We start from the raw sequence: 24,960 nt of genomic DNA on the forward strand, positions 1-24,960 counted from the left end.
GAGGCCGCTCATCGGCCACCCGCCGGACTGACTCCCCTCGCCAGCGACACCGAACCGGACTCAGTCCGGCACCACCAGCTTCTGCTCGATCAGCCAGTCGTAGGCGACGTCGGCCGGGTCCTGCCCGTCGATGTCGACCTTCGCGTTGAGCTGCTGGAGGCCCTCGTCGGTCAGTCGTCCGGCGATCTCGCCGAGGAGACCGCGCAACTGCGGGTACTTCCGCAGCGTCGCTTCTTGGACCACCGCGGCCCCGTTGTACGGCAGGAAGAACTTGCGGTCGTCCTGCATCACCACCAGGCCGAGGTTCTGGATGCGGCCGTCGGTGGTGTAGACCATGCCGAAGTTGCAGGGCTTCCCGGCGGCGGTCGCCGAATAGACGACGCCGGAGTCCATCCGGGTGACGTTGTTCTGCGGCACCCCGTCGGGAGTGTTGAACGGGATGCCGTAGGCCTCCAGCATCGGCCGCATGCCGTCGGCGCGGCTGAAGAACTCGTCGTCGATGCAGAACGTCCGCTCGTGCACCGGGAGCTTGGCGACCTCCGACAGCGTGTGCACGCCGAGCCGTTCGGCGTTGCGGCGCGACGTGGCGAAGGCATAGGTGTTGTTGAATCCGGCGGGCGGCAGCCAGATCAGGCCCTGCTTCTCCTCCAGATCGTGCACGCGCTGCCACAGCTCGTGTGGATCGGAGATCGCCTCCGTCTGCCCGTGATAGGCCTGCCACGCGGTGCCGGTGTACTCCCAGGTGACGTCGGCGTCGCCGTTGACCATCACCTGACGGCCCGACGCCGAGCCCGGCGCCCCGGTGAGATCGGTGATCTCGGCGCCCGCCGCGGCCAGATAGGTCGCGGTGATCTTGCCGAGCAGCACCTGCTCGGTGAACGACTTGGAGACGACGGTCAGGTGGGCCCCGGCCAGCGGCCGGTCGCCGTCGGGCAGCTTCGCGCTGTGGAAGGTGCCCGAGGAGCTGACCAGACCGCAGCCCGCCAGCAGCGCCGCGGTCAGCAGCGCGACGATCGCCGGCGCGGCCCGCCGCGCCCGCCGCGTCATGACAGTCCCTTCGGTGTCGCCACCAGTTCGACGAGGCGGCCGAGCCAGTCGATGATCATCGCCAGCAGCGCGACCAGCACCGCGCCGGCGATCAGCAGTTTCGGCAGGAACAGCGTGATCCCGGTGGTGATGAGGGTGCCGAGGCTGGTGGCCCCGATGAAGGTGCTCAGCGTCGCGGTGCCGACCAGGATCACCAGCGCGGTCCGGACCCCGTTGAGGATCACCGGCACCGCGAGCGGCAGTTCCACCTGGATCAGGGTGCGGGTACCGGAGTACCCGATGCCGCGCGCCGCCTCGATCACCCGCCGGTCCACCTGCCGCAGACCGACGATGGTGTTCTGCAGGATGGGCAGGATCGCGTACACCACCAGGCCGATCACCGCGGTACGGAAGCCGGTCCCGAAGGCGAACGTGAACAGCACCAGCAGGCCCACCGCGGGCGCCGCCTGCCCGATGTTCGCGATGCCCACCGCGATCGGCGTCAGCCGCGTCAGCCGCGGCCGGGTGAGCAGGATCCCGAGCGGAATCGCGATCACCAGGACGATCGCCGCGGCGGTCACCGTGAGGATCACATGGTCGGCGATCGTCCCCCAGAGCACCGCCCACTCCAGCTGCGCCGACTCGGTGCTGGTGAAGGTGGTCCGCGCGTACCAGAGGAAGAAGATTGCGCCGACCACCAGGATCACCAGCGGCTCGAACCACACGTCGACCGGCAGCCGCCGCAGCCTCCGGGCGACGGTTCCGGTCGCGGCCGTCATGACGCCCCCTCCTCGCCGGTGGCCTCCGCGACGGTGACCTCGGCGAATTGGGCGTAGTCGGGTTCGTCTGCGTAGGCGTCGTCGAGCTGGCCGCGGATGGTCTCGACGACGGTGCGGAAGCTGACGTAGCCGAGCAGCCGGCCCCCGGCGGTGGTGACCAGCGCGCCGTTCTGCCGGGCGGCCAGCATGGCGTCGAGCGCGTCGTGCAGGGTCGACGTCGGTGCGACGACCGACAGCCGCGGGTCCACGTACGCGGCGATCTGCGGCGCGGACTCGATCTCGTCCAGCGAGGGCCACGCGATCGGCCGGCCTGCCGCGTCGACCACCGCCACCCATCGTCCGCCCGCCGCGCGGACGCGAGCGGAGACCTCGCCGCTCGGCTCGCCGACGCGGGCGGTCATCACCTTGTCCATCCGCACGTCGGCCACCCGGCTGAAGGAGAGCTGCGCCAGCGTGGCGCCGGATCCGATGAATTCGGAGACGAACTCGGTCGCCGGATTCGCGAGGATCTCGGCGGGCGTCGCGAACTGCTCGATCTTCCCGCCCTTGGACAGGATCAGGACGCGATCGCCGAGCTTGGTGGCCTCGTCGAAGTCGTGGGTGACGATCACGATCGTCTTGCCCAGTTCCTGGTGGATCTCGATCAGGCTGTCCTGCAGACGCACCCGGGTGATCGGGTCCACCGCGCCGAAGGGCTCGTCCATCAGCAGCACCGGCGGATCGGCGGCCAGCGCGCGCGCCACCCCGACCCGCTGCTGCTGCCCGCCGGACATGTCCTTGGGCAGCCGCTTCGCGTACTCGGCGGGGTCGAGGCCGACCAGATCGAGCAGGTACTCGGTGCGTTCGGCGATGCGGCCGCGATCCCAGCCGAGGACGCGCGGGATCGCGCCGACGTTGCGTTCGACGGTCCAGTGCGGGAACAGGCCGCCGGACTGGATCACGTAGCCGATCGACTGGCGGAGCTTGTCGGGGTTCATCCGGGTGATGTCCCGGCCACCGATCACGATCCGCCCCGACGTGGGCTCGATCAGCCGGTTGATCATCTTGAGCGTCGTCGTCTTGCCGCAGCCGGAGGGGCCGACGAAGGTGACGATCTCACCGGCGCCGATCTCCAGATCGAGGTGCGCGACGGCCGGCTCGGACTGCCCGCGATAGCGCTTCTCCACCCCGTCGAGCACGATCGAGGCGCCGGTGATCTCCCGGTCGGTGTTCCCGCCTGCGGTACCGGTGGTGGTCATGTCAAACCTTTCGAGATGGTCAGTCGTCCGAGCAGGACCAGCAGCGCGTCGAAGACGAGGGCGATGAGCACGATGAGGATGGTGCCGGTCGACGCCATCTCCAGCGCGTTGGCGCCGCCCAGCCGGGACAGCCCGTTGAAGATCAGCGAGCCCAGGCCCGGGCCGAGGACGTACGCGACGATGGCCGCCACGCCCACGATCATCTGGGTGGACACCCGGATCCCGGTGAGGATCACCGGCCAGGCCATCGGCAGTTCGACGGTGAGCAGGATCCGCCAGCGCGGCAGCCCGATCCCGCGCGCCGACTCGATCAGGCTCGGCGGCACCGAGCGCAGGCCGACGATGGCGTTGCCGATCACCGGCATGGCCGCGAAGAAGGCCAGCATCGTGAACGACGGCGGCACCCCCAGCCCGAGCGGCACGATGAGCAGCGCCAGCAGCGCGAGCGACGGGATGGTCAGCGCCACCCGGCTCGACGTCAGCGTCAGTGCCGACAGGATCGGCAGCCGGTACACCGCCACGGCGAGCACGATCGCCACCACGGTGCCGACGAGCACCGTCTGGAAACACAGCGACGCGTGCTGATAGGTGAGGAAGGTCAGTGTCCCGCGGTGACCGGAGATGTAATGCCAGAGATTCACCGCTCACCGGCCTCCCGGCGAGCAGGCGACTCCTCTCGTGCGGCCGGGGAATCTGGGAACTCCGCGCCCCGTCCCGGTGCCGGGGCACCCGATCCGCCGATCACGGCGTCGTCGGTCGGGGAAATATCGGTCTTCGGCGAGCATCGTCTTGCGTCCTTCCGCCCTGCGAACCCGGGCGAACCGCCCGAAGGATCGTTTTCTTACGGATGTATCGAACGTACCGAGATCCGCCGGGTCGTGGACGAGCGGCAGGTCAGCGCGCGTGTCGTGGAGTGATCCGGCGCACATCCAGCGACCCGGTCAGGGCACGTTCCCGCACATCGGACCGTGCGAGTCAGGCGCGCGCCGTCGACTGCCGACGACGATCCCGCGAATCGTGCGAGTGCCACAGAACCCGACGAACGTCGATGTCGTTCTCGTGTTCCACGACGAGGCGGCAGGACCGGATACCCGTCGAGCCCGGACGGCGTGTCGCCCGGCGACGCGGTATCCCGCACGGCAGAAACCGACGATTCCGCCACCTCCGGGCACGTATGCCGACGACAATGCTCTGATGGTGCCCCGAAGCGCAGCGAATCCGGAGATCACCGCCGAACTGGCGCGGATCGGCGAGGCGCTCGCTCAGCGGCTCGGCCGGATGTCCGAGGACATCACCGCGGCCATTCACCGCGACATCGTCTTCTATGCCACCTCGGACATCGTCCCGCGTGAAATGACCCACGATGTCGTCCAGATCAACTTCGCCTACGTCATCGACGCCATCACCACCGATTCGAACTTCGACACCACACCGGCCCGCCGCACCGGCGCCCAGCGAGCGGCGCTCGGCGTGCCATTGGCCTCGCTGATGCATGCCTACCGGATCGGCTTCCAGGGGGTGTGGCGAGAGTTCCGCGCCGTCGTCGAGGCCGACACCAGCTTCTCGCGACCGGCGATCCTGGAGGCCTCCGAGCGCCTATGGATCGGCCACGACCGTTTCGCGACCGACATGGCCGAAGCCCACCGCGAGTACACCACCGAGCGGATTCTCGACGACGCCGCCGAACGAGCCGTCCTCACTGAACGCTTGCTCGAGGGGCGCACCACGGCCGACATGAGTCTCTGGGAGATCGCGGCGCTGGTCCGCATGCCGGCCCGCGGCCCATATGTCGCCGTGGCCGCGACGTCGACTCCCGGCGGTCCGCCGCTGCCGGCCATCGAGAACAAACTGCGGAGCATCGACCTGCGCTCGACGTGGCGGCTGCTCCCCGATCAGCAGATCGGCATGGTGCACGTGCCCTCGGCGGAGATGCACACCGCTCTGCTGGATCTGCTCGGGCGGGTGGCCACCGGCCGCGTCGGGGTGAGCGCACGATTCACAGATCTCACCGATACCCCCAAGGCCCTCCGGTACGCGCGCTTCGCCCTCAGCGGCCCCGGCGACGGGGTCACCGTCTTCGATGACTCGGTGCTCGGCATCGCTGCGGTCAGCACCCCCGATGTGAGCACCGACCTCGCCGAGACCGTGCTCCATCGCCTGTACGGGCTGGCTGCCGAAGACCGCGAACCGTTGTTCGAGACCTTTCGCGCATGGACCGATGCCGACGGAAACGTCGCCGCCACCGCCGAAGCGCTCTTCGTCCACCGCAACACCGTGCGTCACCGGCTTCGGCGGATCGAAGACCTCACCGGTCGTTCCACGACGTCTCCGCGCGAGCTCGCCGAACTCTGCCTGGCCTTCGAGGTGGACGCGCGCCTGACGGTTCCGGAATCGCACCACGGTTGATCCGGACCGGCCGACTGTGCTTGTGCACACTCGGAGCGGGATTCGTGTTGTCTCTCGCACCATCGCCCAGCAGAGTGATGGAGCACATGCTTGAGGGGAGGCAGAACCGGCTTCCCGAGAGAAAGTCCGAGCATGGTCAATCTGAGTCAGAATCTCGTCGACGCGGCCCGTCGACATCCCGAAAGGACCGCACTCACCTGCGGTGACGTCACCTACACCTATTCCGCATTCGACACGGCGGCAGCCGCTTTCGCGACCTATCTGACCGGGCAGGGCGTCTGTCCGGGTGACCGTGTCGGACTCATGCTGCCCAACGTGCCCGAGTTCGCGATCATGTTCTACGGAATCCTGCGCGCCGGGGCGATCGCCGTCCCGATGAATCCGTTGCTCAAGTCCCGCGAGATCTCCTACTACCTGTCCAATACCGGCGCCACCGCGATTTTCGCAACACCGGCCTTCGCCGACGAGGCTCGCACCGGCGCGGCAACGGCCGGCGCCCGATGCCTGGTTGTCGACGACACGCTGGCCGAGTCCATCGGATCCTGCACCCCGCAAGACCACCCGATTGATCGGGCGGGCGGCGACACCGCCGTCATCCTGCACACGTCCGGAACCACGGGAGCACCCAAGGGGGCCGAACTGACGCATGCCGGCCTCGGCCGCAACGCCGAGGTCACCCAGCGGACCCTGATCACCGCCACCGAGTCCGACGTGGTGATGGGCTGCCTGCCACTCTTCCACGTCTTCGGCCTCACGTGCGGGCTCAATGCGGCGGTGATCGCCGGCGCCGCGCTGAGTCTCATCCCACGATTCGATCCGCGTCTGGTCCTCGACACGATCGCCGCCGATCGTGTCACGATCTTCGAGGGAGTGCCGACGATGTACTCGGCGTTGATCTCCGAACGCACCGCCGACGACGACACCCGTTCGTTGCGTGTGTGCATCTCGGGCGGGGCCGCCTTGCCGACCCAGGTGATCGCGGACTTCGAATCCGCCTTCGACGCGATGATCCTCGAGGGTTACGGACTCTCCGAGACCTCGCCCGTCGCCTGCTTCAATCATCCCGATCGCACCCGAAAGGCAGGCACCATCGGCACCCCCATCGAGGGCGTCGAGATGCGCATCGTCGACGTCGAGGGGAACCCGGCTCCCGTCGAGCAACCCGGGGAGGTGCAGATCCGCGGCCACAACATCATGAAGGGCTACTGGAACCTCCCCGAGGCCACCGCTGAAGCCATCGACGGCGATGGATGGTTCTCCACCGGAGACATCGGCGTCTACGACGACGACGGCTACTTCCGCATCGTCGACCGCACCAAGGACCTGATCATTCGCGGCGGTCTCAACATCTATCCCCGCGAGGTGGAGGAGGTCATCTACGAGCACCCGGCCGTCGAGGCCGCGGCAGTGATCGCCGTTCCGCACCCCACCCTCGGTGAAGAGGTAGGCGCCGCCATCGCACTGAAACAGGGCGAAACGCTCACCGAGGACGAACTGCGCAGGTACGTCAAGGAGCGGGTCGCCGCCTACAAGTACCCGCGCCATGTGTGGTTCGTCGAGAGGCTCCCCACCGGCGCCACCGGCAAGATCCAGAAACGCGACATCGGCGTCCCAGCCGCCGTCGCCGATTCCCTGACAGGCAAGGAGGCCTGAACCATGACCATCGCACAGAATCAGGCGGCCGCCGGCGAGATCGCCGCCCCTCTCGATCTGCTCCTGGTGAACTCCACCAAGTCCTTCACCCGTCGGATGATCCCGGACGGGGCCGTCGCCCGCTTCGGCGCGTCCCTGGTCAAACAACCGATCTCGGTGGCGGAGATGGGCGCCGGACTCGCCAAGGAGATCGGCACCATCGCGCTGGGCCGATCACAGCGGGTGCCGGCGCGCTCGGACAAGCGATTCTCCGATCCGGCATGGTCCCAGAACCCGCTGCTGCGCAGGCTGGAACAGAGCTATCTCGCCACCTCGGATACCCTGGAAAGGCTGTACGCCGCCGCCGATCTCGATTGGAAAGACGCGGAGAAGGTTCGGTTCGTCCTCGACAACATCATCGAGGGTCTGGCGCCCACGAACAACGTTCTGCTCAACCCTCAGGGCTGGAAGGCGCTCATCGACACCGGCGGGCTGTCCGCTTACCGCGGTTTCAGGGCATTCGTTCGGGATATGGCCAGCAAGCCACGGGTGCCGGCGATGGTCGAGCCCGATGCGTTCAGTGTCGGCGAGACCGTGGCGGCCACCAAGGGCACGGTGGTCCTGCGAACCAAGATGTTCGAACTCATCCAGTACGCTCCGCAGACCAAGCAGGTCAGCAACATCCCGCTGTTGATGGTCCCCCCGGTGATCAACAAGTACTACATCATGGACATCGCCCCCAAGCGCAGCATGATCGAGTATTACGTGCAGAACGGCCAGCAGGTGTTCGCCATCTCGTGGCGCAACCCCAAAGCACGCCACCGCAACTGGGGGTTCGATGCGTACGGTCAGGCGATCATCGATGCCATCGACGCATCTCAGACGATCACCGGAGCCGACACCACCAACGTCTTCGGTACCTGCTCCGGTGGAATTCTCTCCGCGATGGTTCTGGCTCATCTGGCCGCGACCGGACAGGCCGACAAGGTCGGTGCACTCACCCTCGCGGTCACGGTCCTCGATCAGACACAGGCCGGCTTCACCGCATCGCTGACCAGCGAGCACTCGGCGCACGCGGCGATTCAGCAGTCCTCGTCGAAGGGGTACCTGGACGGCCGCGCGATGGCCGAGATGTTCGCCTGGCTGCGCCCTACGGACCTGATCTGGCGGTACTGGGTCAATAATTACATCCAGGGCCGTACCCCGCCACCGTTCGACGTGCTGTTCTGGAATGCCGACACCACGCGGATGACGGCCGCACTCCACAAGGACATGGTTCTGATGGGTCTTGGCAACGACCTGGTCACACCGGGTGCTGCGACGATGCTCGGGTCCCCGGTGGACCTTGGCGCCATCGACTGCGACTCGTATGTGATCGGCGGCGTCGCCGACCATATCTGCCCGTGGCAAGCCACCTACCGCAGCGCCGCGCTCCTCGGCGGAAAGAGCAACCGGTATGTGCTGTCCACGAGCGGGCATATCGCCTCACTGGTCAATCCACCGGGCAACCCCAAGGCATCGTTTCGCACCGCCGACGTCGACGCCGAACTCGATCCCGACGATTGGCGGGACGCCGCGGAGAAGAAGCCCGACTCCTGGTGGCCGGATCACCTGCGGTGGCTCACCGAGCACGGCGGCACGATCGTCGATGCACCCTCGGCACTCGGCGCCGCGGGATTCGAACCCCTCGCCCCGGCGCCTGGCACTTACGTGCTCGAGAACTGACCCGGACACATTTCCCGAAGGAAGATCATGACAACCCGAATCGACAGCCTTTCGCACATCGCCGACCACGTCGGCAGCCCGCTGGGCACCACCGACTGGATCCTGATCACTCAGGAGCAGGTGAGCCTGTTCGCCGAGGCCACCGGCGATCACCAGTGGATCCATGTCGACGTGGAGCGCGCCGCAGCTGGCCCCTTCGGGGGGACCATCGCCCACGGCTATCTCACCTTGTCCCTGGCGCCGCGCTTCCTTGCCGAGACCGTCGAGATCGGCGGTGTCACGGCGGCCCTGAACTACGGGCTGAACAAGGTCCGGTTCCCCGCTCCGGTCCCCGTCGGGTCCCGCATTCGCGGGCACGTCGCCCTCACCGCGGCCCAGTCCAAGCCGGCAGGCATCGAGGTGGTCTACACACTGACCGCCGAACTCGAAGGCGGACAACGACCGGCCTGCGTCGCCGAATGCGTGGTGCTCTACCGATGAACGACGTGACTCCCACACCGGCGGAAACCTCTTCCGACGACGTCTACCTCGCCACCGGAGGCCAGCGCATTCGCGTCCGCTACCGCCCCGGAATAGGCATTCCGCTTGTGCTCTGCAACGGAATCGGTGCGAGCCTGGAGATCCTTGACCCGTTGGTAGACAACCTTGATCCGAATCGCCCGGTGGTGCGTTTCGACGTGCCGGGTACCGGCGAATCGCCACCGTCACTGGTGCCGTACGGATTCCCGTACCTCGCATGGGTGCTGGGCCGGGTGCTCGATCGCCTCGAGATCGATGTCGTCGACGTCCTGGGATTGTCCTGGGGAGGTGCACTGGCGCAGCAATTCGCGTTCCAGAATCCCTTCCGGTGCCGGCGCCTCATCCTGGTGGCCACCGGCAGCGGCATGATCATGGTTCCCGGTAAACCATCGGTGCTATCGAAGATGCTGACGCCGCGGCGCTTCCGCGACCCGTCGTATGGCGCATCGATCGCTCCCGACCTCTACGGCGGTCAGGTCCGCGAACACGGTCACGATGTCGGCGAACTGTTCGTCCGGCAACTCCACGCCGGTTCGCTCCGCGGGTATCTGCACCAACTACTCGCCGGGTCGATGTGGACGTCGATCTTCGCACTGCCCGCGATTCGTCAACGCACTCTGATCATCGCCGGAACCGATGATCCGATCATCCCGATGGCCAATGCGCGGATTCTGTCGTCCCTCCTTCCGCGGGCGACTGTGCACGCGCACGGAGGCGGACACATCGATCTGGTGATGCGGGCCGATGTCTTCGGGCCGGTGATCGACGATTTCCTCGGACTCACCACACCGTCCACGCGCCGCAAGCGGCCGGGCATCGAGATCCGGCTCACGCCGGGCGGGTAGAGCCCCGCAACCGCCAGGTAGTGACCGAATGCCGACCACTCGCCGGCTCCGCCTGAGCCGGCGGGCGGCCACCCATCAAGTCGCAGCGACACCACCCGTTCGGCAGGAGAGGTGCGCACAGTAGGGATCGAACCTACGACCACTGGTGTGTAAAACCAGGGCTCTACCGCTGAGCTATGTGCGCGCGATCGGGGCGGGGCCGCCGACTGTGAGAAAGATACCGTCCCCGCTGGCCTGCCCCAAACCGGGCCGCGAGGCGCGCCGGGAGACAATCCTCCCGCTACCCGGGCGTCGGGGTTAGCGTTAGGCACCCAGCCCGCGAGAAGAGGAGACCACGATGGTCACCCGCATCCCCCGGCAGCCCGTGATCGACGCCCTGCGCGACGAGTGGGCCACGCTCGACGCACTGGCCTCCGGCCTCGACGACGCGCAGTGGTCGGCGCCGTCGATCCTGCCCGGGTGGACCGTCGCCGACATCGTGGCCCACATCGCGGGCACCGAGTGGTCGCTGACCGGCCGAGAGATCGAGGCCACGCGCGACGTCGCCGCGCTGGAGCATGTCCGCAATCCGATCGGCGAACTGAACGAGAAGTGGCTCGACCACTACCGCGCCCGGTCCCGCGAGGAGCTGATGCGCGACTTCCGCGAGGTCACCGCGCAGCGGCTCGACGCCCTCGAGGGCATGACCGAACAGCAGTGGGACGCCGAGGGCTTCACCCCCGCCGGGAAGGACTCGTACGGCCGGTTCATGCGGATCCGGGTGTTCGACTGCTGGATCCACGAGGTGGATATCCGCGACACGCTCGGCCTCGGCGAACCGGACGACCTCCTGCCGGCCACCTGGGCGCGGAAGGAGATGAGCGCCTCGCTCCCCTTCCTGATCGGCAAGAAGGCCGGCGCGCCGGCGGGCACCGCGGTGACCGTCGACTTCACCGGCCCCGCACCACGGCAGGTGCACGTCGCCGTCGAGGAACGCGCCGCGATCGTGCCCGAACTCGACGGCCCCGCCGACGTGACCCTGCGCGTCGGCCTCGCCGACTGGGCCCGGCTCATCGGCGGGCGCACCACCGCCGATCCGGCACGCGTGACGATCGAGGGCGACGAGGAACTCGGCCGCCGAATCGTCGCGAGTCTGCACTACATGATCTGAGCCACCCCGTCCGGACCGGCGATCGTGACCGATCCGATGCGCCCTCCAACTTGAAACATAAGTGACTGGTGAGTTGCAATGTATCTATTGTGACTACTGAGACGATCCTCCGCCGCCCACGACCGGCCCGCCGCCACGCGCGCCGCACCGCTGCCGTCCGCACCGCCGCGCTCCTCGCCGGACTGACCGTGGCGGCGAGCAGCGCGGCCGCCCTCCCCGCCCGCGCCTCCGCGGCGCCGGCGGACGAGCTGATGGGCGTCGCGGGCCAGATCCTGCAAGCGCTGCCGGAGACGTCGAACTCCTCCGCCGACCTGCCGTCGCTGTTCACCCTGCTGATCCCGCAGGTCCCGCAGCCCGGCACACCCCGCTCGCTGCCCACCGGTGACCGCACCACCTCGTGCACCGAGGTGACCCACATCGGCGACTCGACCTCCGTCGGGATCGACGACCCGGCGAAGTTCACCGACCCCGCCGACCGGCTCAGCAGCCAGTACCAGCGCGTCGGCGTCAAGAACACCGTGCTCGACGCCGCCGGCGGCCGCTCGATCGTCGAGACGGTCAACGGCGAACCCAACGCCGTCCAGGTGATCCAATCGCAACTCGCCAAGGGCCGCACGGGCTGCTGGGTGATCGCGATGGGCGTGAACGACGCCGCCGACATCGCGGTCGGCTCCACCGTCGACGCCGACCAGCGCATCGACCGCGTGATGAACCTCCTGAAGGGCCAGCAGGTGCTCTGGCCGACGGTGGCCACCGCCGCGCCGTCGAACCCGGCGTACGCCGACACCCACATGCGGGAGTTCGACGCCGCCCTCACCCGCGCCGCCGCCCGCTATCCGAACCTGCGCATCTACGACTTCGCCGCGGAGGCGCAGCCCTCCTGGTACGTCGACGGCATCCACTACAACGCCGACGGGCTGGCCCAGCGCAACCGCCTGTTCGCCACCGCCCTGGCGACCGCCTTCCCGGCCGCCGCCGCGCCGCCCAAGGCCCTGACCGGGCGCTGAGCGGCCCGCCCGGTGTGAACGATCTCACGACCGGAATGCCCGGGTCAGGGCGGTATTCGTCCGATCTGCCGACACCGGTCCGGCGCCCGCCGTCGTAGAATGGAACTTTGCGGCCCGGCGCCTGGGGAGACTCGCTCGGGAGGAACGCTCGAGGGCCGCGACGTCCCCCGTAGCCCACGGCGAAGGAGCACGCGCGCGGTATGCCACGGCCGACTCACCACGAAACGTCGTACCTCCCCGCGCTCGACGGCCTCCGCGCCCTCGCGGTGATCTTCGTCGTCCTCTACCACCTCGACGTCCCCGGCTTCGGCGGCGGCCTGCTGGGGGTCGGGATGTTCTTCACCCTGTCCGGCTTCCTGATCACGTCGCTGCTGATCTTCACCCGGGAACGCACCGGCGGGCTCGGTCTGAAGACCTTCTGGCTGCGCCGGGCCCGGCGCCTGATGCCCGCGGTGATCCTGGTCCTGGTCGCGACACTGATCACCGCGGCGATCGCGGTGCCCAAGAACTTCCTCAGCTACCTGTGGGAAGCGATCAGCGCGCTCTTCTACGTCAACAACTGGTACACGATCGCATCGAGCACCTCGTACTTCGACCGGTTCGGCGGCCCGACGCCGCTGAGCCACATGTGGTCACTGTCGATCGAGGAGCAGTTCTACCTCGTCTGGCCGTTGCTGCTGGCGCTGATGTTCCTGGTGTTCAAGCGGCGCGCGGTGATGACGGTGGTGATCGTGGCCCTCGCGCTCGGCTCGTTCTGGCTGCTCGACGCCCTCGCCTCCCCCGCCTTCGACAACACCCGCGCCTACGAGGGCACCGACACTCGCGCGGGCGGCCTCCTGCTCGGCGCCGCCCTCGCCTTCTGGTGGCCCGCGCGCAAGCGCCAGGTGAACCACACGCAGCGCTGCTGGCTCGACGTCCTCGGCCTGACCGGCATCGGCGCCATCGTGTACCTCGTCCTCACCACGCACGACAACTCGATGGGCCTCTACACCTGGGGGCTGGCCCTGCTCACCGTCGCCACCCTCGGCATCCTGGCCGCGGCGGTCGCCCCAGACACCCTGGTCGCGACGCTGCTGAGCCTGCCGCCGCTGCGCTGGATCGGTGAGCGGTCGTACGGGATCTACCTGTGGCACATGCCGGTCGTGGCCTTCGTTCCGCTGGCCGTCCGCACCGACTCCCCCTGGGTCGGGGCCATCGTCACCCTCGCGGTCACCGTTCTGCTGGCGAGCCTGTCGTGGCGGTTCATCGAGAATCCGATCCGCAAGTACGGTTTCGCCGGTGCGCTCACCGGCCGCCGGACCGACCCCGACACGGCGCCGGCCGCACCGGCCGGGGACGCCGTCGCCGCCGATGTGTCCGCACCCGCGGACGACGCCGGGATCATCGTGTTGCCCGATCTCGCCCTCGCCGACGCGGCACCGCCGCCACGCACGGTCGTCGAAGAACCCGTCGACCTCACCGGCGTCCTCGGCCGCACCGCGTCCACCGACGAGACCGCCGGCGACGTCGCCGAGGAGCCCGCCGACGAGGCCGCCGAGGAACGTACGCCCGCGCTGGCGATGATCGTCCTCGATCACACCGACGAGCCGCCGGCCACCCGGCATCCCGACGCCGGTCCCGGCGCGGAACCGGACGGTTCCGAGGACGACGCCGAACAGCCCGACACCGACGAACCCGGCACCGAGTCCGATGAGGACGAGGACGCCGACGCACCAGCAGAGGAGTCCGCCGCCCCCGACGACGAGCCCGGACCCGATACCGAGACGGAGACCGACGGAGCCGATACCGGCACCCGAGCCGAGGGATCGGGCACCGGCGACGACCAGCCGCAGCCCCAGACCGCGGCTCCGGACGTCCGGTCGGACTCGGAGCGCTCGCGGGAGCGCCTGGTCGTGGTCATCCCCGACACCCGCCGGTCCCGGCGCCGCACCATGGTGCGCCCGATCGCGTCGGTACTCGGCTTCCTGACCCTCGCGGTGGCGCTCCTGGTCGGATCGAGCCTGCTGAACCCGGACATGACGGTGGTGCGGGCGCTGTCGTCGTCGTCCGATCTGGGCTCGCTCGACGATCCGACGGCCAAGACGCCCACCAACCACCCGGTCGGCCCGACGCTGCCGCCCGCTGAACGGCGGACCCGCTGCACCGAGGTGATCCACGTCGGCGACTCGACGTCGCTCGGCATGAACGAGCCCGACATGCAGCCCGACCCGGCCGACCGCCTGGAAGGGCAGTACAAGCGGGTGGGCGCGAGGATCTTCCACCCCGACATCGTCGGCGGCCGGTCCAGCCTCGAGCGCGTCAACGACCAGCCCAACGCCGCCGAATCCATCCAGGCGGACCTGGCCCGCGGATGGCGCGGCTGCTGGGTGATGAACATGGGCATCAACGACACCGCGAACATGGAGGTAGGCGGCGCCGGACCGGCCGACATGCGCATCGACCGGCTCCTCCGTCCGCTGAAGGATCAGCCGGTGCTGTGGCCGACCATCATCACCAACCGCCTCAACCAGAACCCGGCGTACAACAACCGCGCGATGCAGCGGTTCAACAAGGCCCTGATCCGGGCCTGCGAGCGCTACCCGAACCTGCGCGTGTACGACCTCGCGGGCGCGGTGCACCAGGACTGGTTCCTCGACGGCGTGCACTACACGCCGGAGGGCAACGCGGAACGGGCCCGGATGATCGCGACCGCCCTGGCCACGGAGTTCCCCGCCGACGACCTGCCGCCGCAGGGCTGCGTGCTCCGCTCGATCGACACCGTCGAACCCCCGGCGAAGGACCAGCACACCTAGGCCGCGTCCGCCGGACGAGCCGTCCTATAGCCCGTCGAGCCGGACAAGCCGCCACATAGCCCGTTGAGCCGGACGAGCCGTTAGGCGAGTCCGTGTCGAAACGCCCTCCCCGGCCGGTCCGTTTCGCCTCGCCCCGGGTCCTGAGCCGGCGCGGCGGAGCCCTTCGCCTCCGCTCAGGAACCACGTGCGACGACGCGGCGTCGAAGGGCGCCCTTGCGGGCTCGGGCCGGCGGGGCGGGCTGATGCCCCGCCCGGCCCGCCGGGCGAGCCGTCAAGCCGGGGTCGACCGTGGAGCGGGTGACAGGATTCGAACCCGCCTCACACTGTTTTGCAGACAGCTGCCTCGCCACTCAGCCACACCCGCGGGTGACCGTCATTCTGCCGAGTGCGCCGCCGTCTGCCGAGGGATGCGCTCACGGCGAGCGGAACGGGCGAGGCCGTCTAGGTCGCGGTGTTCGCGGCCAGCGCCGCATCCCAGGTCTCGACGGTCCTGGCCTCCCCCGGGCCGACCATCGCCGAAAACGCCACCGTTCCGTCGCGGTCGATCAGGAAGGTGCCGCGATTGGCGATGCCGCGGGCGTCGTCGAACACGCCGTAGGCCTGCGCGACGGCGCCGTGCGGCCAGAAGTCGGCGAGGATCGGGAACAGAAAGCCCTGCGCCGACGACCACACCTTGTGCGTGGGCGGCGCGCCGACGGAGACGGCGACCGTGGAGAGCTCGTCGTCGTCGAACTGCGGCAGGTGGTCGCGGATGTAGCCGAGTTCGCCCTCGCAGGTACCGGTGAAGGCCAGCGGGAAGAAGACCACCAGGACGGCGCCCTTCTCGCGCAGCGCGGCGAGGGCGACCTCCTGATTGTTCTGGTCACGCAGGACGAAGTCCGGCGCGATCGAGCCGACCGGGATCGGCGCGGCCGCCATCAGCGCTTACCGCGCGGCCGTGACTCCAGACGCGAACCCGACCAGTCGCCGAGGTTCACCACCTTGGTCTGGCTCAGGCCCGCCGTGGGCGCGGCCTCGGCGATCTCGCTCGGGTCGACGTACCCGGTCTTGCCGGTCTTCGGGGACACGACCCACACGAAGCCGCCCTCGGCGAGCGGACCGATGGCGTCCATCAGGGCGTCCACCAGATCACCGTCCCCGTCGCGCCACCAGAGCAGGACCGCGTCCATCACGTCGACCGCGTCCTCGTCGAGCATCTCGGCATCGATGACGTCTTCGATGTCGGCACGCAGGTCGTCGTCGGTGTCCTCATCCCACCCGAGCTCCTGGATCACCATGCCATGGGTGAATCCGAGCTTGCCGACATTTCCGTCCTCCGTGGTGGCTACCACCGGGTGTGACCTCCTGATCTCCTGACTCGTCTCCATTCGCGGAGCGAGCACGGCCTGGCTTTCGTCTTCTTGACAACGGTAACCCTAGAGGGTTAGACGCGCCGGAGAACAGACCTCACCCACACCGGACGCGTCAACCGGTTCCGGTGGGCATGAATTCGCCGCACGCGTCGATCAGTTCGGTGCGTGACGAACTCCAGTCGTCGGTGGCCTTGTTGAGCGAGAGTTTGCGCCGCTTGCCGATCTGCTCGGACAGCTGATCGGTCGCGGTGAGGAAGCGCTGCACCTTGTCGTCGAGGTCTTCCGGGACCGCCGGGCTCAGCGATTTCCGGATCAGGTCGGCGCCGGTGGTGAGCGTGTCGCGCGCGTACCGGTCTTCGGTGTCGATCTTGGCGTAGTCCTGCGTCTGGTTGAGGCGCGCGACGAAGGCGTTGTAGTCGCGCACCATCACGCCGGCCGAGGTGATCACCTGCCGGCACACCGCGATGGCGGCGTCGATGCCTTCCCGCGACTGCGTGGTCACGGTGGTGACCCCGATCGACTGCGGCGGCGGTGCCGGCTTCTCACCGCCGCAGCCGGACAGCACCGCGGTGGCGCAGAGCAGCGGAACGGCGATGATGCGCGCACTCGGTCGCACGTTCCCTCCTCCCTCGGGTCTTTTGACCCTGATCTCACATCCTGCCGCACCGGTGTCATGCCGCGTGCATCGTGTGCCGAGATTCATCCGCTGTGACGCCCGCATCCGCTGCCGATCTCTGTGAGATCGTGCACGATGGAGGAGGCCGCAGCACCCCTTGTGGCTCATCCTTCCGCGGCCCAGAACCCACGGGCCCGACCGACGAATGCAGACAGGTGAAATCGTGACCGACCAGGCCGAAGTCAACGCAGGGCCTCCCGCCAGCACCAATCGCGTGCAGGTGATCCGGGACGGAGTGGCGTCGTATCTCGCCGACGCCGATCCCACCGAGACCGACGAGTGGCTGGAATCGTTCGACGCCATGCTGGAGGCCGCCGGCCCCGAGCGCGCCCGCTACCTGATGCTGCGGATGCTCGAGCGCGCCGACGACAAGCGCGTACAACTGCCGTCGCTCACCTCGACCGACTTCGTCAACACCATCCCGACCGAACTGGAGCCGGAGTTCCCCGGCGACGAGGACATGGAACGCCGGTTCCGCGCCTACATCCGCTGGAACGCCGCGATCATGGTGCATCGCGCGCAGCGGCCCGGGATCGGGGTGGGCGGCCACATCTCGACGTACGCGTCGTCGGCGTCGCTGTACGAGGTCGGCTTCAACCATTTCTTCCGCGGCCTCGAGCACCCCGGCGGCGGCGACCAGATCTTCATCCAGGGCCACGCCTCCCCCGGCATCTATGCGCGCGCCTTCCTGGAAGGCCGCATCGACGCGGCGCGGATGGACGGCTTCCGGCAGGAGCACAGCCATGCCGGACTGGGCGGCGGCTTGCCGTCGTACCCACACCCACGCCTGATGCCGGAGTTCTGGCAGTTCCCCACCGTCTCGATGGGCCTCGGCCCGATGAACGCCATCTACCAGGCACGCTTCAATCGCTACCTGCACGACAACGGCATCTCCGACACCTCGCAGCAGCACGTCTGGGCCTTCCTGGGCGACGGTGAGATGGACGAGCCCGAGTCGCGCGGCCTGGCACAGATCGCCGCGATCAACCACCTCGACAACCTCACGTTCGTGGTCAACTGCAACCTGCAGCGCCTCGACGGCCCGGTGCGCGGCAACGGCAAGATCATCCAGGAGCTGGAGTCGTTCTTCCGCGGCGCCGGCTGGAACGTGATCAAGGTGGTGTGGGGCCGCGAGTGGGACACGCTGTTCCAGAAGGATCAGGACGGCGCCCTGGTGAATCTGATGAACAAGACGCCCGACGGCGACTACCAGACCTACCGCGCCAACGACGGCGCCTACATCCGGGAGAACTTCTTCGGGCGCGACCCGCGCACCAAGGAACTGGTCAAGGACATGACCGACCAGGACATCTGGAACCTGAAGCGCGGCGGGCACGACTATCGCAAGATCTACGCCGCGTACCAGTCCGCCCTCAGCCACAAGGGCCAGCCGACGGTCATCCTGGCGCACACCATCAAGGGCTACACCCTGGGCAGCCACTTCGAGGGACGCAACGCGACCCATCAGATGAAGAAGATGACGCTCGACGATCTGAAGGCCTTCCGCGACACCAACCGGATCCCGATCACCGACGAGCAGCTCGAGGCCGACCCGTATCTGCCGCCGTACTACCACCCCGGCATGGACTCCCCGGAGATCCAGTACATGCTCGGGCGCCGGGAGCATCTCGGCGGTTTCCTGCCCAAGCGGCACCTGACCCCGAAGCCGCTGAAGCCGGACACCACCAAGGCGCTGCGCGCCGTCTCCGGCGGGTCGGGCAAGCAGATGGTGGCCACCACCATGGCGCTGGTCCGCATCTTCAAAGAACTGCTGCGCGATCCGGAGATCGGCAAGCGCATCGTGCCGATCATCCCGGACGAGGCCCGCACCTTCGGCATGGACTCGTGGTTCCCGACCCTGAAGATCTACAACCCGGCCGGGCAGCTGTACCGGTCGGTCGACGCCGAGCTGATGCTCGCCTACAAGGAGGATCAGACCGGGCGGATCCTGCACGAGGGCATCAACGAGGCCGGTTCGACGGCGTCGTTCACGGCCGTGGGGACGTCGTACGCGACCCACAACGAGCCGATGATCCCGCTGTACATCTTCTACTCGATGTTCGGCTTCCAGCGGACCGGTGACAGCTTCTGGGCGGCCGCCGATCAGATGGCGCACGGCTTCGTGATCGGGGCGACGGCCGGTCGTACCACGCTGACCGGCGAGGGCCTGCAGCACGCGGACGGTCATTCCCATCTGCTCGCGGCCAGCAACCCGGGCGTCGTCGCCTACGACCCGGCCTTCGCCTACGAGCTGGCCCGCCTCATCGAGGACGGCCTGCGCCGCATGTACGGGGACGATCCGGAGAAGATCTACTACTACCTCACCGTCTACAACGAGCCCATCCACCAGCCGGCCGAGCCGGCGGATCTGGACCTGGAGGGCCTGCGCAAGGGCATCTACCTCTACCGCCCGGCCGCCGCAGCCGGCGAGCACCGCGCCTCCATCCTGGTCTCCGGCATCACCATGGGCGACGGCCTGCTCGCCCAGGACATGCTGGCGGAGGACTGGAACGTAGCCGCCGACGTCTACTCGGTGACGTCGTGGACCGAGCCGGCCCGCGAGGGCGTCGAATGCGACAAGCGGGAGCTGCGCGAGGGCGTCGTCGGCAAGCCGTGGGTCACCGAACTGCTGGAACGCGGCGAGGGCCCGTTCGTGGCCGCCTCGGACTACCAGCGCGCCGTGCAGGAACAGATCCGCGCCTATGTGCCCGGCACCTACCTGACGCTCGGCACCGACGGTTTCGGCTTCTCCGACACCCGCTCGGCGGCCCGCCGCGTGTTCAACGTCGACGCGGCCTCGATCGCCGTCGGCGTGCTCACCGCCCTGGCCCGCGACGGCAAGATCGACCGCTCGGTACCCGCCGCGGCCGCCGAGAAGTACGCGATCACCGACGTCTCGGCCGCCCCGGTCTCCACCGCCGACCCCGGCTCCGCGTAGTCCGTCCGCGTGGTCATGATTCCGCTCGACCGGCATGCCGGTCGAGCGGAATCATGACGGTCGAGCCCGCGACGAAGCCAAGCTCCCACACCACGAGCGCGTTCCCCCATTCGGACGACAATCCGATCCGCCGGTCAGGGGCGGATACGCTGAGCGGGCCCTATTCGGCGGGACCGCGATGTCCGCCGACCGCCCGAAAGGACCAGCCCGTCGTGACGCAGCCTCCGCTCCCACCCGAATCGGCGCCACCCCCGTCACCGGCACCGCGGCGGAACGTGGCGCCGATCGTCGTCGCGGTGATCGGCGCGGTCGTCGTGGTGGCGGTGATCGCCGCCGGGATCACCGCATTCCTCCTGACCCGGCACGGCGGCGGCACGACGGCGGAGGGCGGGAGTCACACCGACTGTGTCTACACCGACGCGCCCTTCGACTGGGAGGCCACGATCGCCTCGGTCGAGGCCCAGGTCAAGGCCGCACCGGCCGACCAGAAGGCTCAGGGCGAGGCGTACCTGACACTGCTGCGCGAGGGCAGTCAGAAGCAGCGCAGCGCACCGAAGCCGCCGTCCAAGGCTCCCGACACCGGCACCGTCACGATGACGCTGAAGACCAACGACGGCGACGTCCCGATGACCCTGGACCGCGCGAAGGCGCCGTGTAACGTCAACGCCCTCGTCTCGCTGTCGAAGGACGGCTACTACAACGGCACCTCCTGCCACCGCCTCGTCGCCAAGGAGACGCTCAGTGTCCTGCAGTGCGGCGATCCGACGGGCACCGGCGCCTCCGGCCCCGGCTGGACCAGCCCGGACGAGCTGCCCATCGGCCTAGCGACCGCCCCCGGCGACGACACCCCGTTCGGCATGGATCAGGCGTACATCTACCCGCGCGGCACCCTCGCCATCGCCAACCGGAACGACCCCTCCATGGGCACCACCGATACCGGCAGCGCCCAGTTCTTCATCGTCACCAGAGATTCCCGACTTCCGGCCACCCTGACCATCGTCGGGCACGTCGGCGATGCCGGAATGAGAGTGATCGACGACGTCGCCCGCGGCGGTATCATCCCCGGCGCCGCCGGCACCGCGGACGACGGTAACCCGAAGACCCCACTGGACATCGAACACGTCGACGTCCGCGACTGAACTTCACCGCTCAGCACCGCGTACGCCCCGCTCCCCGCTCCGGCCTGCCCGCTGCCCGTTCGTTCGCCCCCGCTACCCCGCTCGGTCGAGCGGAGTCGAGACCACCCGCTCGGCGGCTGAGCCCCTCGACTCGGCTCGGAACCCACCGGTCGTGCCCCAAGTCACGACCGCGGCGAAGGACGCCGCCCCACGACGGCGCGCGTTCCATCGTTCGAGTGTCGCCCCGGTCTACCGACCGGCGCCGGATATGCTGAGTCGGCCGCACTCGACCGACCCGGAGGACGCCGCTGTGGAACTCACACCCGGAACCACCTTCGCCGGGTATACGGTCATCTCCCTGCTCGGTCGCGGCGGCATGGGACACGTGTACCTCGTGGAGAATCCCGCGCTCGGCCGGCGCGAGGCCCTGAAGGTGGTGACCGCGGGCGCCTCACCCGACTTCGCCGAACGCTTCGCCCGCGAAGCCAGAATCGCCGCCGGCCTTCACCACCCGTCGATCATCACCGTCTACGCCTACGGTGTCACCGGCGGCGTCCCCTGGTTCACGATGCGTCACCTCGACGGGAACGACCTGAATGGCGCCCGCCTGCCCGACACCGAGATCCTCGCCGTCGCCCAGCACGCGGCGGCCGCCCTTGACTACGCCCACGATCACGGCGTGATCCACCGGGACATCAAGCCCGCCAACATCTTCCTGACCCGCGACACCCGCGGCCAGATCGAGACGGCCACCGTCCTCGACTTCGGCATCGCCCGCCCGAACGATGTGGACGGTCTCACCGGCACCGGCATGTTCATCGGCACCCTCAAATACAGCGCACCCGAAGCGATCGACGGCCGCGAACCCACTGCCGCCGCCGACCAGTACTCCCTCGCCTGCACCCTCTACGAACTGTTCACCGGCGCACCGCCGTTCACCGAACCCACGCCGATCGCCCTGATGCGCGCCCACGCCGACAAGCCGGTGCCGCCGATCAGCAGCCGCCGCCCCGACCTGGCCCGTCTCGACCCGGTCTTCGGTCGTGCCCTCGCCAAGGACGCCGCCGAGCGTTATCCCGACTGCCGCACCTTCGCCAGCGCGCTCGGCGCCGCCGCATCCTCACCGACGATGGCACCCACGCTCGAGCCACCGGTCACGGCGGCCACTCCGGCAACGGCAGCACCGACGGTCCGGCATCCCTCCGCCCCGGCGGAGTATTCCCCGACCGTGCACCGTCCAGCGCCGCTACCACTCGGTGCCCCGGCGCCCCACCCCCCTTCCTCGAGCCGGGGGCGCGGGCCCCTGATCACCGGAATCGTCGCCATCGTCGTCCTCGCGCTGATCGCCGCGGGGGTCGCCGGGTACTTCCTCGTGCGAGGCTCCGGCGCCGCGGATTCACGCGTATCGATGATCAGCACCGATCAGGGGCGGACCTGCGCGGTCCGCGGTGGCGAGGTCTACTGCTGGGGCGGGGGCAGCCGGACGCCCGCCCGGATCGGCACGCTGAACGGCGCCACCGCGGTATCCGTATCCGGCGGCACGGCGTGCGCGGTCGACCACGGAAAGGCCTACTGCTGGAACGGCGGCACCGGCACGACGACCTCGAGCGCCGAGCCTGCCCCGGTACCGGGCCTGCCCGGCGACGTCACCGCGATCAGCACCGACGGTTCCACCACCTGCGCTATCGCCGATGCAGGTCTCTACTGCTGGGGCGGCAACAGCCGCGGCCAGCTCGGCGACGGCACCACGGCGGCCCGATCGACTCCCGCGCGCATCGCCGGCCTGAGTCACGTCACCGACGTCTCCGTAGAGGGAGCTTCCGAGGACGGTTCGACGGTCTGCGCGATCGCGGACGGCGCACCGTACTGCTGGGGCGACAACCTCGCGGGCCAAGTCGGCGACGGAACCACGGAGAACCGGCCGCGCCCGGTCCACGTGAAAGACCTCCCGACCGCACAGGCGATTCGGACCGGCTGGGGTACCAGCTGTGCGATCTCGGCCAAGCGGCTCTACTGCTGGGGGACCAGTCTGAACACCGACACCCGGCGGCCGAGCACTCCCAGTGTGAACAGCGCCCTCGACGGTGATGTCACGGCGATCGGCGTCTCGTCCAGGGTGTGCGCGGTCGCCGGAGACGACGTCTTCTGCTGGGGCACGGGCAGGTATTCGCGCCCGCCCGCGCGGGTGAGCGGAGCCCCGAACGGCGTGACGTCTCTGAGCGTCGGCGCCGTCAACGGACTCACGACCGCATGCGTCATCTCCGACGGCGCCGCCTGGTGCTGGGGCAGCAACGTGTTCGGCGATGTCGGGGACGGCACGAACCACCCCGCCGACACACCCGTGAAGGTCGGCTTCCCCGCTTGATCCCCTCGCGGCCACACCGGGAGACGGGTCTCCGTCACCCGCGGCACGAATCCCCAGGCCAGTTACCCTGAACACGTGCCCGATGATCCACTGAGCCCCGAGCGAGTCGCCGACCTGATCGGCGAGCGCGGGGCGCACATCCCGACGTCGTCGTCCGTGCACGACGCGCTGCCCGACACGCTGCTGCGCCGCATCAAGCAGTACAGCGGGCGGCTGGCGACCGAGGCCGTGCACTCCATGTCCGACCAGCTCCCCTACTTCGGTGACCTCGACGCCGCCCAGCGCGCCAGCGTCCAGCTGGTCGTGCAGACCGCGGTGGTCAACTTCGTCGAGTGGATCTCCGACCCCGAGGGCAACGTCAAGTTCACCGTGCAGGCGTTCCAGGTGGTCCCGCAGGACCTGGCACGGCGCGTCACGCTGCTGCAGACCGTCGAGATGGTCCGCGTCGCCATGGAGTTCTTCGAGAAGTGGCTGCCCCTGCTGGCCCGGAACGACGCGCAGCTGCGTGCGCTCACCGAATCGGTGCTGCGCTACGGCCGCGAGATCGGTTTCGCCGCGGCCGCCATCTACGCCTCCGCCGCGGAGTCGCGCGGCGCCTGGGACTCCCGTCTCGAAGCGCTGGTGGTCGACGGCGTGGTCCGCGGCGACACCGGTCCGGAGATGGTCTCCCGGGCCGCCGCCCTCAGCTGGGACGCGTCCGCCCCCGCCACGGTTCTCGTCGGATCGCCGCCCCCGGAACAGAACGTGTCGGTGCCGCTCGCCATTCACAACACCGCCAAGCGGTACGACCGCGCCGCCCTCTCGGTGGTGCAGGGGCGGCGCCTCGTCGCGATCGTGTCCGGTGCGCTGACGCCCACCGACCGGTTCCTCTCCGATCTCCTCGATCATTTCGCCGACGCCCCCGTCGTCGTCGGGCCGACGATGCCGAACCTGGCGAGCGCGCACATCAGCGCCACCGAGGCGATCGCCGGGATCGAGGCCGTCGTCGGCTGGCCGGGCGCTCCGCGGCCCGCGTTCAGTTCCGATCTGCTCCCGGAACGAGCCCTCAACGGCGACCGCAGCGCGGTCCGCACGCTGACCGACGGGCTCGTGCTGCCGGTGGACGACGCGGGCACTCTGTCGGAGACTCTGGACGCCTATCTGGACGCCGGATGCTCGATCGAGCAGTGCGCCCGCGCGTTGTACGTTCATCCCAATACGGTCCGCTATCGCTTGAAAAAGATCGCGGATGCGACCGGACGTGATCCAAGTAACCCGCGTGACGCCTACGTCTTGCGTGTCGCGGCCACCGTCGGCCGATTGACACGATTCGGCCAAGAATCACCCTCAGTAACCCCGTGAGTCACAGTCGTTGCAGACCTTGTCCCCCATTTGTGCAGGCAGAGGCGATTT

Annotated in this window: 19 protein-coding genes and 2 tRNA genes; 12 read left to right on the plus strand and 9 right to left on the minus strand. The window is 68.8% G+C overall.

Annotated elements, in window-relative coordinates:
- Positions 1–60: 60 nt before the first annotated feature.
- From MYK68_RS13095 to MYK68_RS13110, 4 genes are read right to left on the minus strand one after another with little or no spacing between them, the layout of a single operon-like run.
- Complete coding sequence (locus MYK68_RS13095; RefSeq protein WP_247864122.1) at positions 61–1,047, minus strand: glycine betaine ABC transporter substrate-binding protein; 987 nt, start codon at positions 1,045–1,047, stop codon at positions 61–63.
- Positions 1,044–1,805, minus strand: a complete 762-nt coding sequence (locus tag MYK68_RS13100; protein WP_247864123.1) for an ABC transporter permease — start codon at positions 1,803–1,805, stop codon at positions 1,044–1,046. The genes MYK68_RS13095 and MYK68_RS13100 overlap by 4 nt, the downstream gene beginning before the upstream one ends.
- The gene (locus MYK68_RS13105) at positions 1,802–3,043 is read right to left on the minus strand and encodes an ABC transporter ATP-binding protein (RefSeq protein ID WP_247864124.1); all 1,242 of its coding nucleotides are present in this window, start codon (positions 3,041–3,043) and stop codon (positions 1,802–1,804) included. The genes MYK68_RS13100 and MYK68_RS13105 overlap by 4 nt, the downstream gene beginning before the upstream one ends.
- The gene (locus MYK68_RS13110) at positions 3,040–3,684 is read right to left on the minus strand and encodes an ABC transporter permease (RefSeq protein ID WP_247864125.1); all 645 of its coding nucleotides are present in this window, start codon (positions 3,682–3,684) and stop codon (positions 3,040–3,042) included. The genes MYK68_RS13105 and MYK68_RS13110 overlap by 4 nt, the downstream gene beginning before the upstream one ends.
- Positions 3,685–4,237: 553 nt before the next feature.
- Between MYK68_RS13110 and MYK68_RS13115 the strand changes: the two genes are divergently transcribed.
- From MYK68_RS13115 to MYK68_RS13135, 5 genes are all read left to right on the plus strand, one after another.
- The gene (locus tag MYK68_RS13115) at positions 4,238–5,449 is read left to right on the plus strand and encodes a PucR family transcriptional regulator (RefSeq protein WP_247864126.1); all 1,212 of its coding nucleotides are present in this window, start codon (positions 4,238–4,240) and stop codon (positions 5,447–5,449) included.
- Between the two features lie 132 nt (positions 5,450–5,581).
- Positions 5,582–7,102, plus strand: coding sequence for a long-chain-fatty-acid--CoA ligase (locus MYK68_RS13120; protein ID WP_247864127.1), 1,521 nt, complete (start codon positions 5,582–5,584; stop codon positions 7,100–7,102).
- A gap of 3 nt (positions 7,103–7,105) precedes the next feature.
- The gene (locus MYK68_RS13125; protein WP_247864128.1) at positions 7,106–8,806 is read left to right on the plus strand and encodes a PHA/PHB synthase family protein; all 1,701 of its coding nucleotides are present in this window, start codon (positions 7,106–7,108) and stop codon (positions 8,804–8,806) included.
- A 27-nt stretch (positions 8,807–8,833) separates the two neighbouring features.
- Positions 8,834–9,286 carry a MaoC family dehydratase gene (locus MYK68_RS13130; protein ID WP_247864129.1) on the plus strand — a complete coding sequence of 151 codons (453 nt, stop codon included), beginning with the start codon at positions 8,834–8,836 and terminating at the stop codon, positions 9,284–9,286.
- Positions 9,283–10,170: an alpha/beta fold hydrolase gene (locus MYK68_RS13135; RefSeq protein WP_247864130.1), complete on the plus strand. Its 888-nt coding sequence runs from the start codon at positions 9,283–9,285 to the stop codon at positions 10,168–10,170. The genes MYK68_RS13130 and MYK68_RS13135 overlap by 4 nt, the downstream gene beginning before the upstream one ends.
- A 112-nt stretch (positions 10,171–10,282) precedes the next feature.
- On the opposite strand, the gene MYK68_RS13140 is transcribed toward MYK68_RS13135, so the two are convergent.
- Positions 10,283–10,354 (minus strand) — tRNA-Val (locus MYK68_RS13140).
- Between the two features lie 153 nt (positions 10,355–10,507).
- On the opposite strand from MYK68_RS13140, the gene MYK68_RS13145 reads away from it, so the two are divergent.
- The 3 genes from MYK68_RS13145 to MYK68_RS13155 all read left to right on the plus strand — a co-directional run bounded on the left by MYK68_RS13145 (position 10,508) and on the right by MYK68_RS13155 (position 15,119).
- Entirely contained in the window at positions 10,508–11,320 is an 813-nt protein-coding gene (locus tag MYK68_RS13145; RefSeq protein ID WP_247864131.1) for a maleylpyruvate isomerase family mycothiol-dependent enzyme, read from the plus strand.
- An 89-nt stretch (positions 11,321–11,409) separates the two neighbouring features.
- Positions 11,410–12,327, plus strand: coding sequence for a GDSL-type esterase/lipase family protein (locus tag MYK68_RS13150; protein WP_247864132.1), 918 nt, complete (start codon positions 11,410–11,412; stop codon positions 12,325–12,327).
- Positions 12,328–12,527: 200 nt separating this feature from the next.
- Positions 12,528–15,119, plus strand: a complete 2,592-nt coding sequence (locus MYK68_RS13155; protein ID WP_247864133.1) for an acyltransferase family protein — start codon at positions 12,528–12,530, stop codon at positions 15,117–15,119.
- Positions 15,120–15,408: 289 nt separating this feature from the next.
- Here MYK68_RS13155 and MYK68_RS13160 read toward each other — a convergent pair.
- From MYK68_RS13160 to MYK68_RS13175, 4 genes are all read right to left on the minus strand, one after another.
- A tRNA-Cys gene (locus MYK68_RS13160) sits at positions 15,409–15,483 on the minus strand.
- A 77-nt stretch (positions 15,484–15,560) separates the two neighbouring features.
- Entirely contained in the window at positions 15,561–16,037 is a 477-nt protein-coding gene (locus MYK68_RS13165; RefSeq protein WP_247864134.1) for a peroxiredoxin, read from the minus strand.
- Positions 16,037–16,486: a DUF3052 domain-containing protein gene (locus MYK68_RS13170; RefSeq protein ID WP_371306765.1), complete on the minus strand. Its 450-nt coding sequence runs from the start codon at positions 16,484–16,486 to the stop codon at positions 16,037–16,039. Before MYK68_RS13170 ends, MYK68_RS13165 begins: the two co-directional genes overlap by 1 nt.
- A 97-nt stretch (positions 16,487–16,583) precedes the next feature.
- The gene (locus tag MYK68_RS13175; protein WP_247864135.1) at positions 16,584–17,087 is read right to left on the minus strand and encodes an Rv2240c family protein; all 504 of its coding nucleotides are present in this window, start codon (positions 17,085–17,087) and stop codon (positions 16,584–16,586) included.
- Between the two features lie 205 nt (positions 17,088–17,292).
- On the opposite strand from MYK68_RS13175, the gene aceE reads away from it, so the two are divergent.
- The 4 genes from aceE (at position 17,293) to MYK68_RS13195 (ending at position 24,909) form a co-directional block, all read left to right on the plus strand.
- Entirely contained in the window at positions 17,293–20,085 is a 2,793-nt protein-coding gene (gene aceE / locus MYK68_RS13180) for a pyruvate dehydrogenase (acetyl-transferring), homodimeric type (RefSeq protein WP_247864136.1), read from the plus strand.
- Between the two features lie 212 nt (positions 20,086–20,297).
- Positions 20,298–21,224 carry a peptidylprolyl isomerase gene (locus tag MYK68_RS13185; protein WP_247864137.1) on the plus strand — a complete coding sequence of 309 codons (927 nt, stop codon included), beginning with the start codon at positions 20,298–20,300 and terminating at the stop codon, positions 21,222–21,224.
- A 289-nt stretch (positions 21,225–21,513) separates the two neighbouring features.
- Positions 21,514–23,568, plus strand: a complete 2,055-nt coding sequence (locus tag MYK68_RS13190; protein ID WP_247864138.1) for a protein kinase domain-containing protein — start codon at positions 21,514–21,516, stop codon at positions 23,566–23,568.
- 75 nt (positions 23,569–23,643) lie between these two features.
- Complete coding sequence (locus MYK68_RS13195) at positions 23,644–24,909, plus strand: PucR family transcriptional regulator (RefSeq protein ID WP_247864139.1); 1,266 nt, start codon at positions 23,644–23,646, stop codon at positions 24,907–24,909.
- The last annotated feature ends 51 nt before the right edge of the window (positions 24,910–24,960 follow it).

Origin of the sequence: Gordonia sp. PP30 (genome assembly GCF_023100845.1) — a bacterium.
Taxonomy (GTDB): domain Bacteria; phylum Actinomycetota; class Actinomycetes; order Mycobacteriales; family Mycobacteriaceae; genus Gordonia.